Source organism: Chryseobacterium proteolyticum, from assembly GCF_046591535.1.
GTDB classification, from domain to species: domain Bacteria; phylum Bacteroidota; class Bacteroidia; order Flavobacteriales; family Weeksellaceae; genus Chryseobacterium; species Chryseobacterium proteolyticum.
On record NZ_JBJLWK010000002.1, the window covers coordinates 823939 to 842000 of the forward strand.

Here is an 18062-nt window from a genome sequence, read left to right on the forward strand (position 1 = left end):
TTTAGTTTTGTTTTAGTGTTGTTGGTTGTGGGTTTCCGTAAAAAGTAGTGACGGATATTATTAATTGTTATATTTGGAAAAAAATAAACATGCAAACATTACAAGAAACTCTTGAGATATTTAGAAATGAAGCCTTAGGTGCTATCTATGATAGCTTTCTAAGTTTCAAAACATTTGTAGATAATTCTTCGGATAGACAAAAATTAATTAAAATGATTGACGCCACTAAAATTTCATTAGCTGACGAGCTCATTATCGTGCATTATCCATTAAAGTCTGGAGGGCAATCACAAGAGGTAAAAGATCACATTAAAACTATAGATGCTGTACAATTGTTTAAAATGTATCTTGATTATTACGAACTAACTTGCAAAGCATATTTAGATACAAAAATCCCAGGAAATTAAATACTTAAATGCATGAGGGGAATTAGTTTCCCTCTTCTTTTATAGTTAGTTCAGATCCTAAATCTGAAAGGTTTCTTTCTTCCCATTGCCTAACCGCTTCGTAGTATTTTTCTTCACCTTCATCATACATCCAACCTGATTCTTCTTCATATGATCTAGCAAAGTAATATCCGTAATCCTCCATTTTTGGATGTGGATCGTTTTCTTTTTCTTGTTCTTCTGGCTTTATCATCTTATTTTGTTTTAAAGTTCATCAGTTATTGCAAATACAGTACTCTCACACATTGGCGTATCACCATCATAAAGCACAATTACTTTAGGTTCCGCTTTCTCACAAATTGAATGGTCATATTCAATGTTTTCTTGACAAATGAAAACTTCTAAATTTTCATCTACACTTTCTAGGATCTCTTTTAATTTTTTAACTGTCATCTTATTTTGTTTTTAGTGTTGCTTTGTTTATAAACTGGTCTTCTGGAAGTTCAAAAATGTTGAAGCGAAGTTCTAAAAGCTTTTGAACTTGTTTATAACTTAGGCTCGTTGCTCGAAAAGAATATCCATTTTTATTGATTATATAGACATCTTTCACTTCTCGAATATTGTGATTTTTGCCAAAGACAAATTCAACAGGAATAATTGTTTCCCCCTCATGCTCTATCTCCTGGGTTAACATATCTAAGGGATAAAGGATGGGTTTTACATGCTCAGTCTGAATATACCCGTCACCTTCATCGTCTTGTCGAGTGTACAGAAGTGCATCAGGCATAAATGAGGTCTCATTAGTTATTCCTGCAAGCGTTACAATACCAGGCATTATTGAATCAAGTGAATCGATTTCAACTTCCTCATAAATTTCCAGTTGTAACCCATACGGCAGATAAGCCGAAAATATCTTTAATTGTTCTTCTTTTGTCATTGTTCTGTTTTTATTGGTTAATTCCTATTTTGCAGACTCCGGGAATATGGTTAGGATGTTTTAATTTTAATCCAGCCGTATTCAATCATCTTTTCAACTGATAGTCCATTCCATGGTAATGCGTAACCTTTTGAACGTAGGAAATCAGTTCCATATGAAGACCTTATGGGTCTTAAATAATTTTCATCTTCATGATACTCATAAACATAGCCATCAAAATCAATATCTACACTTATTATTTTTCTCTTATGTATTACAGAAATCCATTCTTTTTCCGTTTTGTCAACTACATGACCTCCGTCATCACCATTCCCTTCAAAAAGCATAGGACTTACGATTTTAGCAACTTCAATTGCTTCTTCATCACTGATCATTGAAAGGGGTTTTAGTTCCAAAAAAGCAACTAAATCGTCATTTATAATGTTTTTACCAGGTTCATCGATGCCGTCTTTTATTCTATATACATTTTGCCCCCAGTACTGAGCGAAAAACCGAGCTTTATTTTCTAATGTATTTTCCATAATTGTATTTTAAAAGAGGGGATCTCTCCCCTCGTGAGTGTTTAGCAGCCGCAAGATGAAACATGATTCGTGAAATAATGTCTTACAGGTCCAGCGTCTCCATTTGATGTTGGTGTAGTTGTGATCCAGGTAACTAGAATTAAATATCCGCCTGAACTTACGCATGAGGAACCACTGTTTGCAGTGTAATCAGTATGACAATTAATGACAGTACCACCATTGTAAATCCTACCTGTAGTAGCCATTTCTACGGCTTTAATAGCTTCTTGTTCTTCTCTGCTTGGATCTTCACCTTTAGCAGCAGATTTACTAACGGTTGATTTCTGTACAGGCTCCTGATTTGTTCCAGTTACAGACTCATTCGAACATGATAGTGTGATCATTCCGATCATTGCTAAGATTATTAGCTTTTTCATTGATTTTAATTTTTAAGTGTTGTGCCTACTTACGGCTTCGGCATTCCGTTTATGATTGTTTAACTCGAGTTCTAATTTTCTAATTCGCTTAATCTGTCCAATTCAGCGGCAATTAACGCTCCCGCTATTATCAAGCGCTCTTTTCGGTTTTCATTGCACAGTTTAGTAAAGCGATCTGGATCCCAATTATCAGGGGTTACAGGCGATTCAGCATAATCTAATCCTGTTAAGATTAATGCGGCTTGCTGCAGTTGTTTATTTTCGTAGTACTCCGGATGCTCAACGCTATATTGCGCTGTGAATCCGTATTTGTCTATTTGCTTTTGCCTTTCTTGGGCGATTAATTGAACGCCAATTGATTGCTCTTCCATTGTTAGTTATTTTGATTGTTATTTAGTAGTTCGGGGTTAGAGTGGATGTTGCCAATTAATTCTCTTGTAATAACACTACTTCCAAAAAGGTTTTTTGGCGTTTTTGATATATCTTCAATAATTACAATATAAAATTCACCAGGAACATATCTTTCAACTTTTATAACATCACCCTCATAAGCATAAATATGAGTGTTGAATTCTTTGAAAGTTTGTAGCTTCATGTAGAATTGTCCTATAGTTTCAGGTTTTACTTCACTACGCCAAGAGCCTGTATTATCTAACATTTCATATATAAAATATTTATCTAAAAATGAATGCTTGATACAGTTTCCAACCACCCATTCACTTGAGTCTTTTTTCTGACCTCGAAATAGAATTTTTTTTGCTTATTTCTCTCATGTTGTTTGTTTTAGTTCGTTCAGCAGTTGTCCTATTTCTATTCATTTTATCTTGTAGTCTTTTGCATATAAAATCATGTCTCTTTTTTAAATCGAAACCATATTTTTTTTATTTCAGAATACCAAAAATCATAACCTTTATGGTATTCAGGTAATCTATCAAAATCGTCTACTAATAAATTGTTTATGTAAATTCCATTGCCGTCATTTGTCACGTTAATTATATAATCTTCCATTATTTATTTTTGTTTTAGTTCGTTAAGAATATTTATTAATTATCCTTTTTGCATCTTCAATAGTTAGTGGCATTTCTTCACCTGTTATAGATCCAATTAATTCTAATGCTTCAACCGTCTTTTTGAGATTTCTCATTAAATCTTCTTTCATTTCCTCCTCTCTGTCCGGTACTTCTTCTAACCAAAAGTCCATTCCTTTAATTATTTCATCTTTGCAGTGTAGAGAATCAAAAAAAAGAGTATTCTTTAAAGTCTTTTTGGTTCTTATATTGTACTAATACTTCTGTAAAATCTTTCGGAAGTCTATTCTCCGATACCGGAACCTTTATGTATTTAGTTTTCATTTTCTTGGATTTTGGTATTAAAGTCTGTCACCCTCAGTGTCGCCGGAAGTATCAGGTGTAATAAATTTATCTGTACCCTCTTTTTCTTCGAAAGAAATTCGATAACCTTTTTTCTCGTATCGATCTGTTTCTGTGTAGATATATTTGCTTGTAACAGCGGTTACTTTAGACCCTCGATGCATTTCACCGACTAGATTGGCTTCTAAGTATTTTCTGTCAAAGGCATTCGCAGCGCCGGATCGTCTCCTATTGTTGTTAGTTTTCATTTCTGTTCTAGTTGTTTTAAATAAAGTTTATATCTGCTTGTACATCCTCGTAAATGTATTTTACATGCAGATGAGCAATTAGGCCATTCATTTTTAGCTGAGAGTTTCCACCAGTGACATAATTGTCATAATTATTTTGCCTGTGAAAGTCAAAGAACTTTTGCTTATTGGCATTTAATATTGCCTGAGCTTTTCTGCGGGCATCTAGATCTGGATATTCTGATTTATCTAATACAACATCTTGTAAAACTTCAACGCTTCGGCTTTCAGGCTTTGTGTCGCAGCCCCATTCCGATGAATTCACACGAGTTCCATTCATAATCCCATTCTCAATTTCAACGAAAAACAAATTCTCCAATCCGTAGTCAATTTCAAAGTAATAGGTGTATTGCAGTTCATTATGCTTTTCAACATCGACAGAAATATATTCGATATTCAAATCTTTTTCAATTTTTCTTAATTCTTTACGGTCTTTGTCATCATGATGATTCCAGTAAACCAACTGCTCTGTCAATGATTCAACATCTATTTCGTTTTCTGATTTCATAATATTTCTGATTTTAAAATTTGAAAAACCGAGCGAGCGAACCCGCCCGGCAAAAACTAATAACTAATCGTAAGACTTCTCAAACATCTTAGCGAATGGGTTATAAACCATTTGGCAAGTAATTAAGCCCTTTTCCTGCTGAATAAGAGTTGTATGGTTTTCCGTAACCAATTCAGCAGGTTCCTCTACTAAGAACGTTTCATTAATGTTATCTAAATTGATAACTTTTTGTGTTTTTGTGATGTAGTGTCCACTTGTTGAAGATGGAGCAACGTTGATTTTTGATTGTGTCATTTTGATTAATTTTAAAAATTAGTATTAATACTCGTAGGTCATTTTTGAAAAGTATTCATCACCTGATATTGTTGAGTAATCAGTTATTTTTTTTTGACGTTTTAATTTTATTGTATCCTTCCTCAGTGAAAGCGGTAAAGAATCTTTCGCCTTGCCTTGAAATTGATTTTATATCGTCCTTTGCTATAGTTGGAACTCTATATAATGAAGCGATAGCATTTTTAGCTGTTCTATGCGTTGGCTCAACTCCTAAAAAGAACATTCTATCAGTAGAAGGGCAATAGCACTGTACATAAGCTATGCTATCACCGTTGATATTACCTTTATATAAAGTGTAAACTCCTATATTCATCCCACTTGTTGTTCCTTTCAAATACTTCGCTTCTTTTTTATCAACATATGAATCAACTTCTTTTAGATTGTTACCGAAAAACCTAACTAAGAAAGCGTCACCATTTATAATTTGCATCATTTCTATAGCAGCTGATTTAATTTCTTCGTTCGGTTCCTTTAAAAAAGATTCAAGTTTAAATTCGTTCGATTTAATTTGCTTAAAAATGTCCTCAGGTATATATTTTCCATTGATATAATGAATCCCGTAACCATCATTAAAGCTTATTGCATACTCTTCAACGCTATGTAGGTCGTTGTTATCATTCCTGTGGATTACATTTGGAAAATTTGAAACAATACATAATCCTTCTAATTGAATAGACATAAACGAGGCGCTTGACCAGTCAACCCAATTACGCCAGTCCTTGTTCATATTAAGATTTAAAGTAGAATCCATAAAATCAAAAAATGAAAGAATTCCAAAATCCGTGTAATTAATGTAGGGTGAAAATGTGTAATATGTCATTTGGCTCTCTACTTGGCTCCTTACTTGGCTCCATACTTGGCTCCATACTTGGCTCCATACTTGGCTCCCTACTTGGCTCCTTACTTGGCTCCATACTTGGCTCTCTTTTTTGCAAAGCATATTTGCTGCTATCTGACAAGCCATAGGGGAATCAAGTTGTAGTACTATCGGCTCTTTTAGATTGCAAAATTTATAAAGATCTTTCATCAGCTTTTTTGTAGCTTCGAATGAGTTATTTTGATTTAACTCATAATTGAAAACTTTACTGAGCCATTTGTTTTTTACTGTTTCAAGCTGAGATTCTTGATCTTTTGTTAATTTTTCTATTTTTTTCATAATGATAATTTTTGAGTTCAAATAAACCCCGACCCGAAAGCCGGGGAAAAACATTTACCATGAACCAGTTTTGAAGACCTGGAAACTTTAATAGGTTTTATGCTCTGAATTAATTATAATTTCTTGATTGTTTTAACACCATAAAAAGCGAAGTTCTGTCTGACACACAAGAAGTAATATTTAGCATCGCCTTCAGCTTCTTGCTCATTTTCGGCATCTATGTAGATAGTCTTAATTTCTCTTTTTGGAATTGATTGATTATAATCTTCGATGTCGCAATCAACTCTGAAACTTATTTTTTGTTTTTTCATGATATTTATTTTTGAGAGTTATTAAAAAGCCTTTTTACAACATGCTCAGGTTTGCTTTAACATTAAACTAATTCTACTATGATTGTTCCTGCTGCGTTAGTTTCATAACAATGAATCACTTTTACTATCTTATACATCTTTTCTCGTACTGTGATGTAGTCATCAACTCTGGGAGGTGATATGTAACATGTATTTGCTACATAGTTGCCTTCGTGATCTTGAAAATTGAACTCCCTTTCTAACCTTACACCTATTGACGAAATCATATCATCAAGTAAAATATCAATCTCTTTAGCAATCTCGTTTCTATCTGTCATTTCAAATAGGTCAATTAATCTTTTTGTAACTGTTTTCATCTTAAAAAAATCTTCCGATTAAATAGATTGCGATTGAACATCCAACCATTACAATTCCTGCGATAAATAACTTGTCTACTGTTCCGATTTTGTTTTCTAAATTTTTCATAATAATTATATTTGTTTGTTGATTAATTATACTACAAATATATATTGTTATATCCGAAATATATTACGGGTTAGTGTTAAAGTTTTGTTAAAAATTATATTTGAAATATAATTTATATCACTATATATATAATTTATTATCTTTGCTTTATGGAAAAGAAGAAACTAAATCGTTTAAAAATAGTTTTAGCGGAAAAGGATGTTTCGCAAAAACAGTTAGCTGAAGGGATCGGCGCGGGCGTTGTATCTATTTCAAGATGGTGTACTAATGAATCTCAACCAGCTTTAGAAGTATTTTACAAGATCGCTGAGTATTTAGATGTAAGCGTTTGCGAACTATTGACTGATGTTAAGAAACCTTAGGGCTTTTACTAATCTCTTTGTAAAGATCCGCAACTGTCTTAGTTGGTTTTTTATGCATTTGGGACTATACAAAAGCTCTTAGTGCACTTTCTCTTTTTATAACTATTGTATCTTTTGATGAATTCATCTTCTTCGAATTCTTTAATTTTAAACTTAAAATTTTTGTCAAACCGGGAAAAGTCAGTGTATTTTTGCAAATGGTACATTACTGTTGTATGATCTTTTCCTATCTTCATCGCTATCCTGTTAAGCGACAATCCTTTTTCTCTAAGCCGGAAGCAGTAAATCCTTAAGTCGTCTAAAAGCTCCGAAGGTGTTCTTGATTTATTATCCGCCATTGTCTTTCTTTTTTTGAAGTAATCTTTTCCAGTGTTCCATCCAAACCTCTTCTGATGTGACGTCAAGTTTTAAATATGTCACGTAATTGTTGATCATTTCATTTTGAAATTCGAGATACACATCTTTCTTAACAACCTTTGGCAATGCTGTGCCTCCAGAACTTAATTTTCCTTCACCTACTTCAGGTACAAAATTTTTAAGGAAGTTTTCTACAAATTTCAGTTTAACATTTTCGCCCTTAGCTACCTTGATAAGATCATAGAATAAAGGAGTTGCTAAAACATATCCGTCCGCTTTAAATCGATGATAATCTTTTCTGATGTTTTCCAAATTCAAAGCTTCGTGTTCTTCTGAACTCAATTTTGGAGGTGGGGGATTTAGTAGTTTACTTATTTCGCCCCTGGCGTTTTGATACTTTTGGTCTCTTACCTTAAAATCAATATACCCTTGTTCATATTGACTAAGTTGTGCCTGATTTATCTCCCTATAAAATCCAACCTTTTCACCGTCAATTTGCAGCAGTCCTTTTGGAGCCATAGCCAATGCTATCATAAATTCCAGTTCTGTCAAATCAGATCTTCTACCGTAGTCAATAACCCTATTTAATGCAATGTTTAGCGGCGATAATGGGTCGTTTACTTCATATTCACTATCGTCTGGAAATTTAGGATCTATTTCAAACACAACCCTATTTGCAAACCGCATTAAGCTTTCATCATCAGCGTATTTAAGTTTCGGTTGCGAAATTTCCGCCAAGACCGTTTCCGGCATTTTGGTTACGAACTCTTTCGGCAAGTAAGGAAGCAGCGGAGACTTTCCCACCTTTGCCCATTGCGGCACTTCCTGAGCGATTGGTAAATCCGTTGTTTGCGTTGTTGTAAGTTGATTGTCCATAAATTGGTTTTATGTGAGGTATCGTGTTTTGTATTTTTAATTTCCAGTTTTCAATCTTTTTGCCGTATCCGTCTTTCCAGCCTGCAGCTACCCATGTGTCATATTTTGATTCGATCTGCGACTGATACTGTTCTTTTTTTCCGATTTTATTTTCTTCGATGTACTCAAGTGCGTAATTTGAAAAATCTTCTTTTGACGGAATATCTTTATTTATACTTCTATCTTTATTTACATCTACATCTTCATTTATATATAGCTTAAGCATTTGCTCAAGCACTTGCTTGTTTTTTGCTTGTTCTATTTCTTCATCATTCATTTCAAATAAAGCATTTTTAAGCTTCGTTAAATACTTGATATTAAAGCCTTTTATAGTCTTAGCCAGCTTTATTACAACACCTATATTTCCGCTTTTAGCTCTTTTATCTTTAAAATCTTGACGTTTAGAAATTATCTCTTCTGCGAAATTATTCTTCCATTTTCCTTCGCAAAGCTTGAACTTTTGCTCAAGCACTTGCTTAAGCATTTGCTCTATCATTTGGTATTCACTTGGTAGAATCCTGCAAATCCCAGCAATAAAATCTGGATCATTAGGGATACCATCTGGATTATCATATTGGAAGAAAAGCAAGTCCATATACCAAGCTCTGAGGTGAGCTTTCATGCCATTAGTTGACGCGATCCATTTATCAAAGTAAATTAGGACCGCCGGATCTTTTGCCATTCATATTTATTTATATATTTTCAAAATTTTCAACAGTTAGATTGGCTCTATCCAATCCTTATTTTTCTGAACTCCGACTTTTACACACTCTTCATTTTTTTTTTTTGCGGAGCCAGTGGGATTCATTTAGTCCAAATAAAAAGGACCGTGTTTTCTTTGGAATTGCTCAATATCAGACCGATTGTAAAGCTTGTTTTTCCCGTGAGATTTCGCAGGTTGCAGTCCGAATTTTTCTACCAAAATATTAAATCGTTTAGTGAACATATTTAACAGTATAGCGGCTTCCCTAGGCGTTAATAGGGTCTTTACTTCTGTAGTAGCTTTTTGCTGTAATTCAAAATATGCCTGACATTCTCCTGCATGAGCTCTTCTTACGGGTCGATTTAAAGATTTAGCATATTCTAATGTCGCCTCGGCATCCAGCTTATCTAGCATTCTTGCAACCCTACTATTTGGGATATTACCATCAGGTAAAATATTCAATTTTCGTCTTTGTTTAATCTCTTCGATTTTGGCGTCTTTTATCTGAGCAGGTGTTTTGTAAAGCTCACGGTTTTTCCTTTTCGGAGTTTCAACCGCCTCGTCAGATAAAAGGCTCACAATAATAGTATTGTATCCTTGTTGATTATTTGCAGTTAGATTATTCATTTTTTTCTTTGTTTTTGGTTGTTTAATTTTTGGTTCCTCGATTCTAATAAGGCGCTTTTCATTCCACTTAAACAACCCCTGCGAGTCGCGACCTATATAGAATCCATCTTTATCTTTCATTAGAAAGGAAGATCATCTTCTGTTGATCCCGGTATCAGGTTTTTAACTTCGTTTTCAAACTCAAACTCTTTTCCACTACCCATGTAAATTTTTTCGTCCCTAGCTTCTCTTTCCTCTTTTGATTGTTGGATGTAGACAGTGTGAGTGTTTCCGTATTGATCAATCTCCTTACGTTCGGCCACGATTATGTTTAGGTATTTTCCTTTTTCACCTACGACGATTTTTGTTTTGTCGATTTTGTCTAATTCAAGACGTACGTTGATTATTTTACTCATTTTATTTAAATTTTTCTGTTAATATTCTTTCGTTTATAAAGTCAAAAGCATCACTTCTCCATTGATTTCCCCATCGCAACAACATTCTATTCTTTTTAGGATAAATATCAATTGGTCCATATTTGTGGTGAAAGAATGAATAGCTTCCATTTTCTCGTTTATATACATCATACTCAAGCCCTAAATGTTGAAGAACAACTTTTTTAAAATATCCTTCGTTAATGTTCATATTAATTGTAAATGTGTTGCTAGGCTTATGTTAAGTGAGTTTAGATATTCCCTCGCCTGATCTATCATAAGTTTCATTAGAGCTATCTTTTTTTCATCACGATATATTAAAAACTCTTTAATCCGCGCTTCTTTAGGAATATCACTGTATGTCATATTATTTGTGATTTCTTTGTCAAGATCTTCCGGAATCCCATCAATACATCCAGCCTTCCATGCCATTCTTCTTTTTTCGTCTATGATTAAATCATCGGGTGTGTCAACAAGGCCGTATACAAGTTTCGCTTGTTTATATTCCGGAATCAAATCCATGTACGCCTGAAGCTGATATTCATAATCCTCATTTGGGACCTCATCTTCAAAAAGTGGAAAAGTTTCGTAATCCCAGGAACTTTTAAAGTCATAAATAATTCCGTCTTCAATAATGTCAGGTTCTCCCGAGAAATAATCGTTTTCGTAACGGGTTTCATTCTTTAATAGAAAGGTTCCGTGAACCTCATTGTATTGATTTATGTTTTCATCTTCTACTCCTATACCTTTCGTTAAGTACTTGCTTTGAACATTTTTTGACCTCCCAAAGACTTCATCCTTAAAAATTCCCTTTAAATATGTTTTAGCTCCTTCTGATAACTCAGGCCTAGCATTCTTCTTTTTTATCAGATCCGCCAATGTAATAGTTTGAGCATCTGTTAATGTTCCTTTTCTTCTTTTCTCGATTAATCCTACGAATGTTTTCGACTGATCCGGAGTAAGAGGTTTTGGAAGGCCTTTCATTAATTTACCAACAGCATGTGGCCTAAACTTGTAATTTGAAAAGTCACGCACTCTTAACATTTTCTAGTTGTTTTTTTTCTTTCGGTTACTAATACTTTATATTTCTGCTGTTGTTCTTTAGACATCTTAGTAAATAATGTTTGTAATTCTGCCACATCCTTACAAAGAGCTATTTGAGAATCCAGGCCATTGTCAAATATTGGCTGCTTTTTCATGATTCTAACTCCTCCTACTACTTGACCTTTCATCATTACACCCTGATCGATGTACAACTCAATTAAGAGTCCTTTCCAGTCCTCTACGAATGAGGAGCCTGAGAATAATTTTAATATTGCTGCATTCGTAGCATTCAATACTAATGGCTTTATATTTTCTTCAAAATATGCGATATTGAAGTTTCCTTTTTTTCCTGCAACATTTACCCCCAACTCTTGTTTAACTTCTCGTATTTTGAAAACAAGCCTTTTTCCTTCTTCGAGTAAGTCCTCTAAATCGGCCACTCCTAAGTGATCAGATTTATACACTTTTCGAAAGTGAGTTTTATGTGCTGTATTTTCCATTTTAAATATTTGTTTTTGCGTAGACTGAAAATGTCGAATTGTTATATTTTACTTTTCGTACTAAGTAGATTTTATTAGCATTAAGCAATTCCGTGAATCTTCCTGATATTTCGTGTGGTAATTTTTCTAGTTTCTCGCATATCTCTCTCGTACATTTACTCCCATCAACCAGATTATAAACCAAACGTCTCATTGCATCTGCCGAAGTCCTAACCTTGCTAAAGGCTAACTGGCTTACTTCGTTGTTTCTTCCTCTGCTAAAGTCAATTGATTCCATCTTTATATTCTTTTATGAATTCGTTGAGCATTACCATTTCTAATTCCGTAAGAGGATCATGGCCGAGGCGTTTACCATTAACAAGGAAAACACCTCCATCGTTTACTATTGTTACTGTCATTGTATTACACTTTCAAGGGTTGATAGAAATACAGTCATTTGCTCTTCGCTCTCGATATTTAAATCTTTCATTTCTCCGGATCCTCCAATCTGCATACAAGTAGAATCCGTAAATACATATATTGTAACCTGAGGTCCTTTACTTGTCAACACATTCTCAAAATACTCCTCGTCTCCTTGCTTTTGCTGGAACCCGTTGTTAAGTAGATATGTTTGTGATAAATTATTCATGGTAAGTGTATTTGTATTGTGAGTGATTGTCGTAAATAGCTCTTTGGTTTTGTAAAGTGTTTTTTCGATTGTCAATAACCCACTTTATGTACGATCTCTTTTTATGTAACTTTTTCATACTACCTCATTTTTAATAGTGATTCTAAAAGGCTGTAGTAAAACTCGGTAATACCGTGTTTAATGGTGATCATAGTCTTCATAGCTAAATGTTAGAACCTCGGTGAAAATCTTAAATCCAAACAAGTAAACTGTTGTTACCTCTAACCATCCGTATTCACTTGAATAATCTTTCATTACTCCGGTAGTGATCGGATTCTTAATGTGATTAAGTATTTTTTTCATTACTGTAAATTGATGATTAGGTTATTTTCTAAGTACTTTTCAATCTCTCTCTTCTCTAAGAGATTTAGTTCTAAATCTTCACATTCTTCATTGCTGTAAGCACTGATAAAATGAGCTTTGATATGCTTTACTGATCTTCCATAGTCGGAATCCTCAGTTTCTATTTCAAGATTTACTTCTAATGCTACCTCTTCATCTTCAAACAACATAAAGTCTTCGTCAGTAAATCTCTCTCTTGACTCAATCGACAAAACCATATTCTGTAATTTGATTTGCTCGATTGGATTTGAAAGTGTTAACTTTGTTGCCATAATTATTAGCTTTAGTCGGTTAATTTTTATCTGCCATCAGTTGCCGCTGGTGGCTTTTTAATTTATTTTGTTCTTTAATAAAACTTGATCAACTTCTTCTCTGATGAAATACACTCTATTTCCGATGCCATACGAAGGGATTTTCTTTTCTTTTGTCCATCTCCATAAAGTGGTTTTGTCAATTTTTAGCATCTTGCAAACTTCATCTCTTGTTAGATATTCCGTGGGCTGCTTGATATTTAATTCCTTATAGATTTTGGCTGTTAATTCGGGAATAAGAGAATCTTTTAGCTGTTGAATAAATCCTTCGGGAGAAACTATTACGCTGTTCATGATAAATTAGTTTCAAGAATTGATTTCATTTCTTTTTGACACTTACTAGCTTCTCGTTTCATCGATTCTGCATTTTTGTAAGCTCGTTCAATTAGCTTTATAATCCCCGGCTTATTGCCCTCAGAAACATTATTAGCTCTTCGCTTTACATAGTTCAATGTTGAAATACTCACTCCTGTTTCAGTACTCACATCTGCTATATCTTCACGAGTCGTAAACTCTTTTAGATAATCCGACACTTTTAAACTGATCGGTTGTCCATGTACTAATGCTGTCATATGATTTATCTTTTATTTAAACAATAGGGCTAAACCCATTTTTTAACATTGCAATTTTTAATTAACTTTGCGTTGTTGTTTTGTTGAGACAAATATACAACTAGTTATATTATAAACCAAACTTATTGCATATATTTCTTTTAAAAATATGCAACTTGTTGAATATCAAACATGAAAAATTATGTCAGACCGCGAAAAATTGCTACAAGAAGTATTATATCTGATAGATAAGTATTCAATAACCGCTTACGATATAGCCCAAGGAACGGGCATTTCGGCAGAAGGAGTGCAGAAGATTATTAATGGAAAGTCGAAGAAGCCATTAGAGAGAACGCTTAAAACTATAACTAGTTATATAACTACAAAGTATCTCATCTTAGAAAATAACAATAAAAAAGCAGAAAAAGCCATTACACAAGATGCTACGGATTTTAATAAACTCCCAATAGGTGAGCAGTTGGAAAAAATATACTATAAAGAAAGTGAGTTTGAGCAAAAGCTTGCAGTAATTCAAAATTCCATTACAAACAATAGTACGGTTCTTCTTGCAAAGCAAGATTACCAAGACCGGGATTTTAAGATGTTAATGAATAAGATAAAAGCGCAGGAAGAAGAATTGCGAGAAATAAAAATGATGCTAAAGGAACACCTTAAACATCAGTCTGAAAAATAAAAATCAATTCTTTAAAATATTGCAATCGCTTAATTTCGTTACAATATTTTGTTTTTTTACTAAAACGTAGCCTATTTGAGCAGCTATATTTTGCAGATCAGAAAACGTTAAAGACGCTTCTTTATTGAGTTCTTTCCGTATGTAGTCAATACTTGACGAGTATTCTTTCTCCGAAATAATAAAATTATTCAAGTCCTCCCAAAGTTGATCACCAAGCGAGATTAAAATTTTTAATCTTTCTGTACTATCAATCAGCTTCATCATTTCTATTTTTGATTATATCTGAATATCTATCTAGTGTTTTTTCTTTGAACTGATCTATTAAATTTACATTTTGAAGATATTTCTCGGTTTTGAACATGATAATTCCGATTACCAAGAATAAAACTAGTGCCGCTACTTCAGAAATTATAAATATGTCATTCTTATCTAAAAAGATAAACCTAATCAAGAATGCAAATTGAAAGTAACAAGAAACAAATACAGCATAAAAACTATACTTATGAGCTTTAAAGTAGCCGCCAAATGCCACGCATAAAAAAACTTAATGGCATCGAAAGAAAGAATATACAACTATCAAGGTCCAGCTGTTTCACTCCCGATATATTGTTAAACACTATGCTTTCAGTATCTACGAAATTCCTTATGATATTATTTGCGAACGGAAATAGAGAAGACAACAGTACTAAAACTGTTGCCACTCTTTGTAATATTATCTTACCACGGCTTATCTGGCTTTGTGGGGTCAACGACTGGGTTTGGCGCATTTGGATCTGATTGATTTACTCCGTCAGCGGGATCGTTAGCTTTGTTTGGCGCAAGCACAACGGAATCTCCAACCTTTCCGGCTTCTTTCTGGTTATTACTCGTCTTTAGTTTCTTAATGTCCAACTTGGGAGATGAAGATTGTTGTACATTCTCTTCTTCTCTTTCAGCCGAACAAGAGTAAACTGTAAATGTTAGCAATAACGCTGCGATAATAAATTTAATTGTCTTCATAAATTATTACATTTGATTAATTCAGTATAAAAATACTAAATAATAGCTCGTTACGTTGCTAATTTTACACAAATACTCATTTTTCAAATATAATTAAATAATTCATATCACAATGAAATAAAGTGTATTTTTTATTCATTCAAAATAAGACATTACGGGAAACCGTAAAATGTGAAATTTTATTTTTATTTATATTTGTAAAAATCATTAATCATGAAAAAAATACTATTTACTCTTTTCAGTGCTATAATAATGTCTTGTTCCAATAGTAACAACGAGGATCCAAGCGATACATATGTAGGGCAATACTATTTCGTTAAAAATATCGCTAAAATTGATGGAGTTGTAACTTCAGAGAATAATCATGAAGGAGCATGCAGTGGGCGATCCAATTACTTAATAAAAAGCGACAACCAAGCAAAATATGAAGTATGGGGAGCGAATGCTGGAAAATGCTCCTTGCTTGGCACCTACACATATACTTACAATCCAGAAACAAAAAAAAATAGATGGGCAAAGTGTGTCTTTTGAAGGCAATACAATGATTATTACTAATACGGTAACCGGCTCACACACAGTAGACAACATATACTACTACAGAAAACAATAAAATAAATTAAAAAACGAATAATGAAAAAATTACCTAAATTAATACTAATTATCTGTATTTTATTTTCGCATTGTTTATTCTCGCAATTCACAATATCAGACAGTTCATCTGATTGGAAAATGCTTGGAAAAGAGGTTAATGACACGTCGATTTTCACTAACGGAACAAAAGCAAAGTTAACAGTTATTGATGTGAGGAGTAAAACAATGGGTTACGATCCTTTGTCTACGTTTAAAACTAAAAGCCAAAGAAACTTTGATAATTTAAATAGTGAAATAAGAAAAGGAAATGAAGGAGTAAAAGAGGGGCGCTTTAATTTCACTTTCAATATAGAAGCAAACACCCTTGACAAAATATACGATATAATAGCTGACCATTTTGAAACAAGAAAGAAGGAGGAAATTACACTATCCTTTCCGGAAGGCAATATATATCTTGATTTCAACTCAAAAACATTATTCTATGCCGTATCATTTGGAATAGATCAAAATGGACAGAAAGTTTTTGCGTCGCCTATGATTAAAACTCAAGTTAATAAATTACTTGGAAAGAAATAATCCGAGAACACGAGCTCCGTCATTGTTTTTTTTTATGAAGTCTTACTTTGTGATTGTTTTCTAAATGTTTTTGCCGTTTGCATTGCCCAATCATCTGCTGTTTTACCGATATAATTAAGAAATTGTGCTTCAGTCGTATGTCCAGTGATGGCCATTAATTGAGGCGTACTATAATTTTTATCTCCGTAAAAATTTGTCGCAAATGATCTTCGACAGGCATGAGAAGAAATCAAATAACATTTTTCCGCATTAACAATTTCTGTTTTTTTCGTTTCTTCATTAAACATTCGTCCCTTGATAATATCATGAATCCCTGCAATCTCACAGACTTTTTTTAAGTATCTATTAAATAATGTAGCATTTGAATCTTCGTTTTCAGAAAAAACTGGAGGAAATTGACCACCATACTTCAAAAGTATGCTTTCAACTTCACTATGAAGAGGAACAACCACCCTTTTAGCTCCCTTTTCCTGCATAACCTCAACAAATCTATATGTTATGCCATTATAATCAATTTTAGTGAATATATCCTTGTTCGTAATTCTAAACAGGTCTCCTACCCTTTGACCTAAAAAACATCCTATAACTAGCCAATCTCTTGCCGTGTTCCAGTCCTTATCTAACGTGACAACCTTTTTTACCTTATCAATCTCTCTGAAATTAAGATATATTTTAAACTCTCCATTTGTGGAGCCTGGTGAAAATCCTCTAACTTTATTATGCAAAGGTTTCCCGTCATTATCATTAGCGTAAAACAAAACAGTTTTAAAATTTTTAATGAATCTTGATGACGTTGTTTCAGCTAGAGAACAATCTACTATTAGGTAATTTTTAAAATTCGCTAATACTTCTGCGCTAACATTTAATATCAAATACTTGTGATTCCTTTGTTCTTCAAATTCTGAAAATCTATCTCTAAGATTTTTGAGCTTATTAACATATTCTTTCTTAGTTTCCTTTAAACCTTCCTTGAATTTAATATGTTTATTAAGATACACTGAAAAGTAATTATCGTCTTCTTCAGCACCTTCATCTGTATTAGAATTTTCAATTACATCATCTACTCTGCCAAAGTATTTTTGAACTACATCGTCAAGCCAAGCCTTGTTAAATATCACACCCTCTGAATAATCCGAATTATATGATTTAATTAAATGCAATTTGAATTCATCAAGTTGAATCGCTAACTTTTTCAATTCAGGAGTCTTTTGAATCGGAGCAGCATTTGCAACACTCCAGTTTTTGGAATTAATTGTTAATCCTATTTTTGTTTGCGGAGTTACTGATCGACTAACAGAAAGCCTAACATAAATTTGTGCTGTTTCCGATTGATGAAGTACTCTGAATTTTACAGTTGCCATTTGGTGATTTTATTATTAAGCAAATATACATTCCAACCAAATTCCAACCAAATTCCAACCTACCTAAATATTACTGCATTTCCATGCAATCTGTTAAAACTACTAAATCACTATTTTACAGCTATTTATATTGTTTTAAGGAAAATACAGATGTTCTAAATTACATCATCCGGGTACGCTAGGTACCTCAAAGCTTTCCTTTATTTTATTGGAAAGCTTTTTTTATATATCTATGATATTAAATTTCAAATATAATTCACCTTCTTATGATCTCAGTCATAAAAAAAATCAAAAACTACTAGTAAGTTTGTTGTACAATCCTTTAATAATCATCACTTAGTGTCTTTAACTAAAATGGA

At 33.2% G+C, this 18062-nt stretch carries 35 protein-coding genes; 5 read left to right on the top strand and 30 right to left on the bottom strand.

The features are described from left to right. The first annotated feature begins 89 nt into the window (after positions 1-89). Positions 90-407 (top strand): hypothetical protein, encoded by a 318-nt coding sequence (locus tag ACJ5H0_RS09860; protein ID WP_411249225.1) that lies wholly within the window; start codon positions 90-92, stop codon positions 405-407. A 22-nt stretch (positions 408-429) separates the two neighbouring features. On the opposite strand, the gene ACJ5H0_RS09865 is transcribed toward ACJ5H0_RS09860, so the two are convergent. The 14 genes from ACJ5H0_RS09865 to ACJ5H0_RS09935 form a co-directional block, all read right to left on the bottom strand. Beyond that, complete coding sequence (locus tag ACJ5H0_RS09865) at positions 430-639, bottom strand: hypothetical protein (protein ID WP_411249227.1); 210 nt, start codon at positions 637-639, stop codon at positions 430-432. Positions 640-650: 11 nt separating this feature from the next. Then, entirely contained in the window at positions 651-839 is a 189-nt protein-coding gene (locus ACJ5H0_RS09870; RefSeq protein ID WP_411249229.1) for a hypothetical protein, read from the bottom strand. A 1-nt stretch (position 840) separates the two neighbouring features. Continuing rightward, complete coding sequence (locus ACJ5H0_RS09875; protein WP_411249231.1) at positions 841-1323, bottom strand: hypothetical protein; 483 nt, start codon at positions 1321-1323, stop codon at positions 841-843. Positions 1324-1373: 50 nt separating this feature from the next. Further along, entirely contained in the window at positions 1374-1844 is a 471-nt protein-coding gene (locus tag ACJ5H0_RS09880; protein ID WP_411249233.1) for a hypothetical protein, read from the bottom strand. A 41-nt stretch (positions 1845-1885) separates the two neighbouring features. Continuing rightward, positions 1886-2260, bottom strand: coding sequence for a hypothetical protein (locus tag ACJ5H0_RS09885; RefSeq protein ID WP_411249235.1), 375 nt, complete (start codon positions 2258-2260; stop codon positions 1886-1888). 71 nt (positions 2261-2331) lie between these two features. Continuing rightward, positions 2332-2631: a hypothetical protein gene (locus ACJ5H0_RS09890; RefSeq protein WP_411249237.1), complete on the bottom strand. Its 300-nt coding sequence runs from the start codon at positions 2629-2631 to the stop codon at positions 2332-2334. Positions 2632-2633: 2 nt separating this feature from the next. Continuing rightward, positions 2634-2918: a hypothetical protein gene (locus ACJ5H0_RS09895; protein ID WP_411249239.1), complete on the bottom strand. Its 285-nt coding sequence runs from the start codon at positions 2916-2918 to the stop codon at positions 2634-2636. Between the two features lie 372 nt (positions 2919-3290). Beyond that, the gene (locus tag ACJ5H0_RS09900) at positions 3291-3461 is read right to left on the bottom strand and encodes a hypothetical protein (RefSeq protein WP_411249241.1); all 171 of its coding nucleotides are present in this window, start codon (positions 3459-3461) and stop codon (positions 3291-3293) included. A 168-nt stretch (positions 3462-3629) separates the two neighbouring features. After that, positions 3630-3878 carry a hypothetical protein gene (locus ACJ5H0_RS09905; protein WP_411249243.1) on the bottom strand — a complete coding sequence of 83 codons (249 nt, stop codon included), beginning with the start codon at positions 3876-3878 and terminating at the stop codon, positions 3630-3632. Between the two features lie 16 nt (positions 3879-3894). Further along, a complete protein-coding gene (locus ACJ5H0_RS09910; RefSeq protein WP_411249245.1) occupies positions 3895-4425 on the bottom strand; it encodes a hypothetical protein in 531 nt (176 codons plus the stop codon). Positions 4426-4488: 63 nt separating this feature from the next. Continuing rightward, positions 4489-4719: a hypothetical protein gene (locus ACJ5H0_RS09915; protein ID WP_411249247.1), complete on the bottom strand. Its 231-nt coding sequence runs from the start codon at positions 4717-4719 to the stop codon at positions 4489-4491. A 79-nt stretch (positions 4720-4798) separates the two neighbouring features. Then, positions 4799-5914, bottom strand: a complete 1116-nt coding sequence (locus ACJ5H0_RS23140; RefSeq protein WP_458796240.1) for a hypothetical protein — start codon at positions 5912-5914, stop codon at positions 4799-4801. A 113-nt stretch (positions 5915-6027) separates the two neighbouring features. Then, positions 6028-6225, bottom strand: coding sequence for a hypothetical protein (locus ACJ5H0_RS09930; protein ID WP_411249253.1), 198 nt, complete (start codon positions 6223-6225; stop codon positions 6028-6030). Positions 6226-6287: 62 nt separating this feature from the next. Further along, positions 6288-6581, bottom strand: coding sequence for a hypothetical protein (locus ACJ5H0_RS09935; protein WP_411249255.1), 294 nt, complete (start codon positions 6579-6581; stop codon positions 6288-6290). A 258-nt stretch (positions 6582-6839) separates the two neighbouring features. On the opposite strand from ACJ5H0_RS09935, the gene ACJ5H0_RS09940 reads away from it, so the two are divergent. Beyond that, the gene (locus ACJ5H0_RS09940) at positions 6840-7052 is read left to right on the top strand and encodes a helix-turn-helix transcriptional regulator (RefSeq protein ID WP_411249257.1); all 213 of its coding nucleotides are present in this window, start codon (positions 6840-6842) and stop codon (positions 7050-7052) included. A gap of 50 nt (positions 7053-7102) precedes the next feature. On the opposite strand, the gene ACJ5H0_RS09945 is transcribed toward ACJ5H0_RS09940, so the two are convergent. From ACJ5H0_RS09945 to ACJ5H0_RS10005, 13 genes are all read right to left on the bottom strand, one after another. Next, complete coding sequence (locus ACJ5H0_RS09945; RefSeq protein WP_411249258.1) at positions 7103-7390, bottom strand: helix-turn-helix domain-containing protein; 288 nt, start codon at positions 7388-7390, stop codon at positions 7103-7105. A gap of 728 nt (positions 7391-8118) precedes the next feature. After that, on the bottom strand, positions 8119-9006 hold the full coding sequence (locus ACJ5H0_RS09950) for a DUF1376 domain-containing protein (protein WP_411249260.1): 888 nt from the start codon (positions 9004-9006) through the stop codon (positions 8119-8121). 126 nt (positions 9007-9132) lie between these two features. Continuing rightward, positions 9133-9774, bottom strand: a complete 642-nt coding sequence (locus ACJ5H0_RS09955) for a hypothetical protein (protein WP_411249261.1) — start codon at positions 9772-9774, stop codon at positions 9133-9135. Further along, entirely contained in the window at positions 9774-10049 is a 276-nt protein-coding gene (locus ACJ5H0_RS09960; RefSeq protein ID WP_411249262.1) for a hypothetical protein, read from the bottom strand. Before ACJ5H0_RS09960 ends, ACJ5H0_RS09955 begins: the two co-directional genes overlap by 1 nt. Before the next feature lies 1 nt (position 10050). Then, a complete protein-coding gene (locus ACJ5H0_RS09965; RefSeq protein WP_411249264.1) occupies positions 10051-10278 on the bottom strand; it encodes a hypothetical protein in 228 nt (75 codons plus the stop codon). Then, positions 10275-11111, bottom strand: coding sequence for a hypothetical protein (locus tag ACJ5H0_RS09970; RefSeq protein ID WP_411249266.1), 837 nt, complete (start codon positions 11109-11111; stop codon positions 10275-10277). Before ACJ5H0_RS09970 ends, ACJ5H0_RS09965 begins: the two co-directional genes overlap by 4 nt. Further along, entirely contained in the window at positions 11105-11611 is a 507-nt protein-coding gene (locus tag ACJ5H0_RS09975; protein ID WP_411249268.1) for a hypothetical protein, read from the bottom strand. The genes ACJ5H0_RS09970 and ACJ5H0_RS09975 overlap by 7 nt, the downstream gene beginning before the upstream one ends. Before the next feature lie 263 nt (positions 11612-11874). Next, on the bottom strand, positions 11875-12009 hold the full coding sequence (locus tag ACJ5H0_RS09980) for a hypothetical protein (protein ID WP_411249270.1): 135 nt from the start codon (positions 12007-12009) through the stop codon (positions 11875-11877). Continuing rightward, positions 12006-12314, bottom strand: a complete 309-nt coding sequence (locus ACJ5H0_RS09985; RefSeq protein ID WP_411249272.1) for a hypothetical protein — start codon at positions 12312-12314, stop codon at positions 12006-12008. Before ACJ5H0_RS09985 ends, ACJ5H0_RS09980 begins: the two co-directional genes overlap by 4 nt. A gap of 102 nt (positions 12315-12416) precedes the next feature. Continuing rightward, positions 12417-12581 carry a hypothetical protein gene (locus ACJ5H0_RS09990; protein WP_411249274.1) on the bottom strand — a complete coding sequence of 55 codons (165 nt, stop codon included), beginning with the start codon at positions 12579-12581 and terminating at the stop codon, positions 12417-12419. Then, positions 12581-12838, bottom strand: coding sequence for a hypothetical protein (locus ACJ5H0_RS09995; RefSeq protein WP_411249276.1), 258 nt, complete (start codon positions 12836-12838; stop codon positions 12581-12583). The genes ACJ5H0_RS09990 and ACJ5H0_RS09995 overlap by 1 nt, the downstream gene beginning before the upstream one ends. Before the next feature lie 111 nt (positions 12839-12949). Further along, positions 12950-13225 carry a helix-turn-helix domain-containing protein gene (locus ACJ5H0_RS10000; RefSeq protein WP_411249277.1) on the bottom strand — a complete coding sequence of 92 codons (276 nt, stop codon included), beginning with the start codon at positions 13223-13225 and terminating at the stop codon, positions 12950-12952. Next, positions 13222-13503 carry a hypothetical protein gene (locus ACJ5H0_RS10005; protein ID WP_411249279.1) on the bottom strand — a complete coding sequence of 94 codons (282 nt, stop codon included), beginning with the start codon at positions 13501-13503 and terminating at the stop codon, positions 13222-13224. Before ACJ5H0_RS10005 ends, ACJ5H0_RS10000 begins: the two co-directional genes overlap by 4 nt. Before the next feature lie 181 nt (positions 13504-13684). Here ACJ5H0_RS10005 and ACJ5H0_RS10010 point away from each other — a divergent pair, with 181 nt between their 5' ends. Continuing rightward, on the top strand, positions 13685-14176 hold the full coding sequence (locus ACJ5H0_RS10010; RefSeq protein ID WP_411249281.1) for a hypothetical protein: 492 nt from the start codon (positions 13685-13687) through the stop codon (positions 14174-14176). Between the two features lie 3 nt (positions 14177-14179). On the opposite strand, the gene ACJ5H0_RS10015 is transcribed toward ACJ5H0_RS10010, so the two are convergent. Next, the gene (locus ACJ5H0_RS10015) at positions 14180-14440 is read right to left on the bottom strand and encodes a hypothetical protein (RefSeq protein ID WP_411249283.1); all 261 of its coding nucleotides are present in this window, start codon (positions 14438-14440) and stop codon (positions 14180-14182) included. Between the two features lie 453 nt (positions 14441-14893). Continuing rightward, positions 14894-15175 carry a hypothetical protein gene (locus ACJ5H0_RS10020; RefSeq protein ID WP_411249285.1) on the bottom strand — a complete coding sequence of 94 codons (282 nt, stop codon included), beginning with the start codon at positions 15173-15175 and terminating at the stop codon, positions 14894-14896. Between the two features lie 213 nt (positions 15176-15388). Between ACJ5H0_RS10020 and ACJ5H0_RS10025 the strand changes: the two genes are divergently transcribed. Continuing rightward, the gene (locus ACJ5H0_RS10025) at positions 15389-15706 is read left to right on the top strand and encodes a hypothetical protein (protein ID WP_411249287.1); all 318 of its coding nucleotides are present in this window, start codon (positions 15389-15391) and stop codon (positions 15704-15706) included. 99 nt (positions 15707-15805) lie between these two features. Beyond that, complete coding sequence (locus ACJ5H0_RS10030; RefSeq protein ID WP_411249289.1) at positions 15806-16342, top strand: hypothetical protein; 537 nt, start codon at positions 15806-15808, stop codon at positions 16340-16342. A 32-nt stretch (positions 16343-16374) separates the two neighbouring features. On the opposite strand, the gene ACJ5H0_RS10035 is transcribed toward ACJ5H0_RS10030, so the two are convergent. Further along, positions 16375-17703, bottom strand: coding sequence for a site-specific integrase (locus ACJ5H0_RS10035; protein WP_411249290.1), 1329 nt, complete (start codon positions 17701-17703; stop codon positions 16375-16377). Positions 17704-18062 lie beyond the last annotated feature (359 nt).